Source organism: Streptomyces sp. H27-H1 (assembly GCF_026627445.1).
Taxonomy (GTDB): domain Bacteria; phylum Actinomycetota; class Actinomycetes; order Streptomycetales; family Streptomycetaceae; genus Streptomyces.
In genome coordinates this window covers 1-5,895 of sequence record NZ_JAPNLJ010000007.1, presented here as the reverse complement: position 1 = coordinate 5,895, position 5,895 = coordinate 1, and the positions used below count along the sequence as shown (strand labels likewise).

Genomic DNA, 5,895 nt, shown 5'->3' with positions numbered 1-5,895 from the left:
CATCCGCGCGGCGCCCCTCCCGTTTTCCGTTCAGCGGCGCGGCAGCCGCGCGATCAGAACCGGAAGCGCACGTGCGGTCCACCCGCCGCGCGTCCGCCCGCAGTATGCGCCCGTGCACGTTCAGGACTGCCATGTGAATCCCCGACTCCGCGCGCGCCGAAGCTCGTTGGTCAAGAGAGTACTGGTGCGTCCCGCCGGGACAGGGCGACCACCCGTTCCGCGCCGGCCAGCATCGCCGGGTCGACGAAGCGGCCGTCGGGGAGGGCCACCGCGCCCGGGGTGCGGCGGGCCGCGGCCATGATCTCCTCGGCCGCGCTGACCTCCGCAGGGCCTGGCAGGTATGCGCGCTCGATCACCGGGAGCTGGCGCGGGTGGATCGCCGCCCGCCCCAGGAAACCCAGCGAGCGGCCCCGGGCACAGGAGGTGGCCAGCGCCTCCAGGTTCCGGATGTCGGGGAACACCGATTGGGCCGGCGGCGCGAGCCCGGCCGCGCGGGCCGCGACGATCACCCGGGAACGCGGCCAGTCGAGCCCCGATTCCGCGGTGACGCCGAGATCCGCCCGCAGGTCGGCCTCGCCCAGGGACAGCCCGCGCAGGGCGGGGTGCGCGCGGGCGATCTCGTAGGCCCGCTCCACTCCGATCGCCGATTCCAGCAGGGCGTGCAGGGCCACCCCGGGGGCGCGGTCGGCGGTGGCGGCGACCTGCTCCGGCGCGCCGATCTTGGGCAGGCGCAGTCCGGCGAGGCCCCGTAGCCCGCCGAGCGCGGTGAGGTCGGCGCCGCCCCAGGGGGAGTCCAGGGCGTTGACGCGCACGTGGACCGGTACCGGGTGCCGGTCGCCGAGCAGTTCGGCGGTGGCGCGGCGGGCGTACTCCTTGCGGGAGGCCGACACCGCGTCCTCCAGGTCCACGATGACGGCGTCGGCCCCCGCGAGCAGGGCCTTGGCGACCACCGCCGGGCGGTCGCCGGGTACGTAGAGCCAGGTCAGGATCACAGGGCTCCTTCGGTGCGCAGGGCGGTGATCTCGACTGCGGACAGGCCGAGTTCGGCGAGGACGGCGTCGGTGTCCGCGCCGTGCGGGCGGCCCGCCCAGCGGATGGAGCCCGGGGTTTCGGAGAGCCGGAAGAGGACGTTCTGCATGCGGATCGGGCCCAGTTCCGGGTCCTCGACCTCGGTGATCGTGTCCAGGGCCGCGTACTGCGGATCGGCCATGACGTCCCGTACGTCGTAGACCAGCGCGACCGCGGCCTCGGCCTCCTCGAACGCGGCCGTCACCTCGTCCGCCTTGTGGCGGGCGATCCAGCCGCCGACCGCCTCGTCGAGGACGTCCGCGTGACCGGCCCGGCCGGAGCCGGTCGCGAACCAGGGCTCGGCGATCAGCTCGGGCCGGCCGACGAGCCGCATCACGCGCTCGGCGATCGACTGGGCGGAGGTGGACACCGCCAGCCAGCGGCCGTCCAGGCTGCGGTAGGTGTTGCGGGGGGCGTTGTTGGCGGATTGGTTGCCGGTGCGCGGCTGGACGTAGCCGAGCTGGTCGTACCAGAGCGGGTGCGGCCCGAGGACGGTCAGGATCGGCTCGATGATCGCCAGGTCCACCACCTGTCCGTGCCCGGTGAGATCGCGCCCGGCGAGCGCCGTCATCACGGCGTACGCGGTGGTCAGCGCGGCGATCGAATCCGCGAGCCCGAACGGCGGCAGGGCCGGCGGCCCCTCCGGCTCCCCGGTGATCGCCGCGAAGCCGCTCATCGCCTCCGCGAGGGTGCCGAAGCCGGGGCGGTGGGCGTACGGGCCCTGCTGGCCGAAGGCCGTCACGCGGGTCAGGATCAGCCGCGGGTTCGCGGCGGACAGTTCGGGCCAGCCCAGGCCCCAGCGCTCCAGCGTTCCGGGGCGGAAGTTCTCGATCACGACGTCGGCGGTGGCGACGAGGCGCAGCAGGGTGTCCCGGCCGCCCGGGGTGGACAGATCGAGGGTCATCGTCCGCTTGTTGCGGCCGAGCAGCTTCCACCAGAGGCCGATGCCGTCCTTGGCGGGGCCGTGGCCACGGGAGGGGTCGGGGCGGGTCGGATGCTCGACCTTGACGACCTCGGCGCCGAAGTCGCCGAGGAGGGTGGCGGCGAGGGGACCGGCGAAGAGGGTGGCGAGGTCGAGGACGCGCAGTCCTCGCAGGGGCGCGGCGCCGCCGTGGGCGCCCTGGCCGGTGGGGGTCACGAGGCGGCTCCGGAGAGGGCGAAGGCGTCGGTCTGCTTACGGGTCGGCATCGAGTCCTGGGCGCCGGGACGCTGTACGGATAGGGCGGCGGCCGCCGATGCCCAGCGCAGGGCTTCCGGCACGGGCCGGCCCTCGCCCAGGGCCACGGCGAGCGCGCCGACGAAAGTGTCTCCGGCGGCGGTGGTGTCCACGGCTTCCACCCGCGGCGCGGGAAGGGTCAGCGGCTCGCGGCCGCGGGCGGCGTAGAGGACCCCGGCCGCGCCGAGGGTGACGACCACCTCCGGCACGTCCTGGAGCAGGGCCGCCGCGGCCAGGCGGACGTCGGTGAGCCCGGTGAGCGCGGCGGCCTCGTGCTCGTTGGGCACCAACAGATCCGTCGCGGCCAGGAGCTCGGCCGGCAGTGGCTGGGCGGGGGCCGGGGTGAGGATCGTCCGTACCCCGTGGGCGCGGGCGGCCAGCGCGCCGGCGAGCACGGCCTCCAGGGGCAGCTCGAGCTGGAGGAGGAGGGAGTCGGCGGCGCCGATGCGGGCGGCGTCGCCCGGTTCCAGGGAGGTGACGAGGGCGTTGGCGCCGGGGATGACGATGATGCTGTTGCCGCCCTCGTCGTCCACGGTGATGTGCGCGGTGCCGCTGGCGCCCTCGACGGTGCGCAGGGCCGCCGTCTCGACCCCGGCGGCGGTGAGCGCGGAGCGCAGCCGGACGCCGAACTCGTCGGCCCCGACCGCGCCGATCATCACCACCTCCCCGCCGCAGCGGGCGGCGGCGACGGCCTGGTTGGCGCCCTTGCCGCCGGGGACGGTACGGAAGGCGCGGCCGGTGACGGTCTCCCCGAGGCGGGGGGCCTTGGGGACGTAGGCGACGAGGTCCATGTTGGTACTGCCGAGCACGGCGATGGCCGTCATGGGCGTGCTGCCTCCTGTGCGGTGAGGTGGGCGAGGGCGTCGAAGCCGATGCCGTCGAAGCCGGGGACGCTGGTGGCGAGGCGGTTCTTCAGCGGGGCGGTCCAGCGGTGCGGGACTGCGTCGGGTGAGCCGGCGATCAGGCCGGCGAGGGCGCCGGCGGTGGCGCCGTTGGAGTCGGTGTCCCAGCCGCCGGACACGGCGTGGCAGACGGAGCGGGTGAAATCCCCGTCGGCGTGGGTGAGGGCGGCGGCGATCAGGGCGGTGTTGGGAACGGCATGGACCCAGTGGTAGTGGCCGTAGCGGGCGTGGAGGTGGTCGACGACCGCATCGAAGTCAGGTTCCCGCCCGGCCGCGGCGATCCCCGAGCGGACCGCTTCGGCGAGGCGCGAACGGGGCGGTACGACGGCCAGCCCGGCCCGGAGCGCCGTGTGCACGTCGGCCCGGCCGGTGGCCGCGGTGGCGGTGGCGGCGGCCACGAACAGGGCCGCGTAGACGCCGTTGCCGGTGTGGGTGAGTGCGGCGTCCCGGTACGCCTGGGCCGCGGCAGCGGCCGGGGCGCCCGGGTTGGTCCAGCCGTGGACGTCGGCGCGGATGAGGGCGCCGATCCACTCGCGGAAGGGGTTGTGGTGGGTGGCGGTGGCCGGGGGCTCCAGCCCCTGGAGGAGATTGCGGTACGCGACGCGCTCTGCCGTGAACGTACGGCCGGCCGGGAGCTCGTCGAGCCAGAGCCGGCCGACATCGGCGGTGGTGAAGCCCCTGCCGTGCCGCCGGAGGAGGAGCAGGCCGAGGAGGGGGTAGTTGAGGTCGTCGTCCTCGGGGGCGCCGTCGATGTTCTCGGCGAGGGAGGTGGGCGCGGAGCGGCGGTTCCAGGGGTGCGCGGCGAGTACCTCCGGTGGTACGCCGCGTTCCGTGAACCAGTCGTCGAGCGGCCAGTTCCCCGCGGCCCTGGCCAGCGCCCGGATCCCGTGCAGGGGCAGCTTCTCCACGGGCTTCCCGAGCACGCACCCGACGGCCCGCCCGAGCCAGGCGGCCTCCAGCCTGCGGCGCAGCGCGCTGTCGACGGCGGGGGCTGCGTCCCGCCGGGCCGTGACACCGCCGGGGGCGGCAGCCCGGGGGCCGGTACCGGACTGGGCGGCAGGACCTTCGGGGCCCGCTGCTCCGGCCGGGCTGCCCGGAGCACCGGGACCGGCGACCGGGTGCGGACTCCCGCCGGGGCGTGCGGTGGGGGCTGCGCCGGGTCGGGCGTGGGGGGCCGGGGCTGGGCCTGGGGCTGCGCCGGGGAAGCCGGCCCCGGCCCCAGCCCCGGCCCCGATCCAGCCTCCGGCCCTGGCCCCGGCTCCGGCTCCGGCTCCGGCCCCGCCCTCGGGCCGGGTGGTGGTCGCGGGGGGCCAGGGGTCCGGTTCGGTGTTGGCCCAGGGGCGGGGGAGGGCGTCGAGGGCCGTCAGGAGGTCGGTGGCCAGGGCACGGAGCCGGGGCGCGGCCGGGGTCGGGGAGGCGCCCGCGTGGGTGGGGGCGAGGTGGCCGCCCGCTGAGAGCCAGACGCGGAGCAGCGGCTCCGCGGCCTGTGCGCGGCCGTCCTCGGCGGCCTGGCGGAACTCGTGGCCCACCAGGTCCTCCGGCTGGACCCAGGTCAGCCGGACGGGGCCGCCGCAGGGGTCCGGGGGGTCCGGAGGGTGCGCGGGGGCGCCGACCGGGCCGGCGCAGGTCGCCGTCATCGGGAGGCCGTCAAGGCGGCGAAGGCGGCTTCGTGGGAGCGGCGGCGGGAGTGGTCGCGGGCGAAGACCTCCCGGGTCACCGCGGCCAGAGCGGCCGCCGGTGCGCGCAGGTCGAGGCGGCTGGCCTCCGCGACCCGCTCCGCCCAGGCTGCCGGGACCGCGGCCTCGCCCGACAGGGCGCCCGCGATCGCACCGGCCATGGTGGCGATGGAGTCGCAGTCCCGGCCGTAGTTGACCGCGCCGAGCACGGAGGCCTCGTAGCAGCCGTCGGCGACGAGCAGCATGCCGAGTGCGACCGGGAGTTCCTCGATGGAGTGCAGGCGCGAGGGGCGCCGCGCGCCCAGCGAGGGCGTGCGGTAGTCCGGGCCGACCGAGTCGTACGGGGCGACCGCCGCGCGGATCGGGGCGAGGGCGGACTCGAAGTCCCGGTGGCGGGCCGCGGTTTCGCAGACCGCCTCGATGGCCGCGCGCGTGCCGTCCTTGGCCAGGGACAGCGCGGTGTCGACGACCGAGCGCACCGTGGCACCCGGCAGGCAGGCCGCCGCCACCGCCGCCGCGAACACGCCGGCCGCCTCCCGCCCGTACGAGGACTGGTGCGCGCCCGTGACGTCCAGCGCCTCCGCGTACGCCCCGGCCGGATTGCCCGCGTTGACGAGGCCGACCGGCGCCACGTACATCGCGGCGCCGCAGTTGACGATGTTGCCGTTGCCCGCCTCGCGCGGGTCGGCGTGCGCGTAGTGCAGCCGCGTCACGATCCACTTCTCGGCGAGGAAGATCCGCTGGAGGGGGAGGGCGTCCGCCTCCAGTTCCGGGATCCAGCGGGGGGTCGTCATCAGGTCCGGGACCAGGTGCTCGGCGATCGCGTACGCGTCCAGGTGGTCCCGTACGGCCTCGTAGACCCGTACCAGCGCGTGCGTCATGAGGGTGTCGTCGGTGACGTGCCCATCGCCCTTGTGGTACGGGGCGATCGGGCGGGCCGTACGCCAGTCCTCGTGCCACGGACCGACGATGCCGCGCACCCGGCCGCCGTGCCGCTCCACGATCTGTTCCGGGGTCCAGCCCTCCACCGGGC

5 protein-coding genes are annotated in these 5,895 nt (G+C 76.1%); all 5 read right to left on the bottom strand.

Translation table 11 applies throughout. From position 1 onward, the window contains the following. Positions 1–170: 170 nt before the first annotated feature. Complete coding sequence (locus tag OTB20_RS09405) at positions 171–992, bottom strand: HpcH/HpaI aldolase/citrate lyase family protein (RefSeq protein WP_267816343.1); 822 nt, start codon at positions 990–992, stop codon at positions 171–173. Next, complete coding sequence (locus OTB20_RS09400; RefSeq protein ID WP_267816342.1) at positions 989–2,206, bottom strand: CaiB/BaiF CoA transferase family protein; 1,218 nt, start codon at positions 2,204–2,206, stop codon at positions 989–991. The genes OTB20_RS09405 and OTB20_RS09400 overlap by 4 nt, the downstream gene beginning before the upstream one ends. Then, entirely contained in the window at positions 2,203–3,108 is a 906-nt protein-coding gene (rbsK, locus tag OTB20_RS09395) for a ribokinase (RefSeq protein WP_267816340.1), read from the bottom strand. The genes OTB20_RS09400 and rbsK overlap by 4 nt, the downstream gene beginning before the upstream one ends. Then, positions 3,105–4,823, bottom strand: coding sequence for an ADP-ribosylglycohydrolase family protein (locus tag OTB20_RS09390; RefSeq protein WP_267816338.1), 1,719 nt, complete (start codon positions 4,821–4,823; stop codon positions 3,105–3,107). The genes rbsK and OTB20_RS09390 overlap by 4 nt, the downstream gene beginning before the upstream one ends. Next, on the bottom strand, positions 4,820–5,895 hold a 1,076-nt coding region (locus tag OTB20_RS09385), incomplete at its 5' end, for an ADP-ribosylglycohydrolase family protein (RefSeq protein WP_267816336.1). The genes OTB20_RS09390 and OTB20_RS09385, both read right to left, overlap by 4 nt.

What these genes read in the sequence shown, in the direction of transcription:
- rbsK (WP_267816340.1), bottom strand. Translation starts at nt 3,108, where the DNA reads ATGACGGCCATCGCCGTGCTCGGCAGTACCAACATGGACCTCGTCGCC.
- OTB20_RS09390 (WP_267816338.1), bottom strand. Translation starts at nt 4,823, where the DNA reads ATGACGGCGACCTGCGCCGGCCCGGTCGGCGCCCCCGCGCACCCTCCG.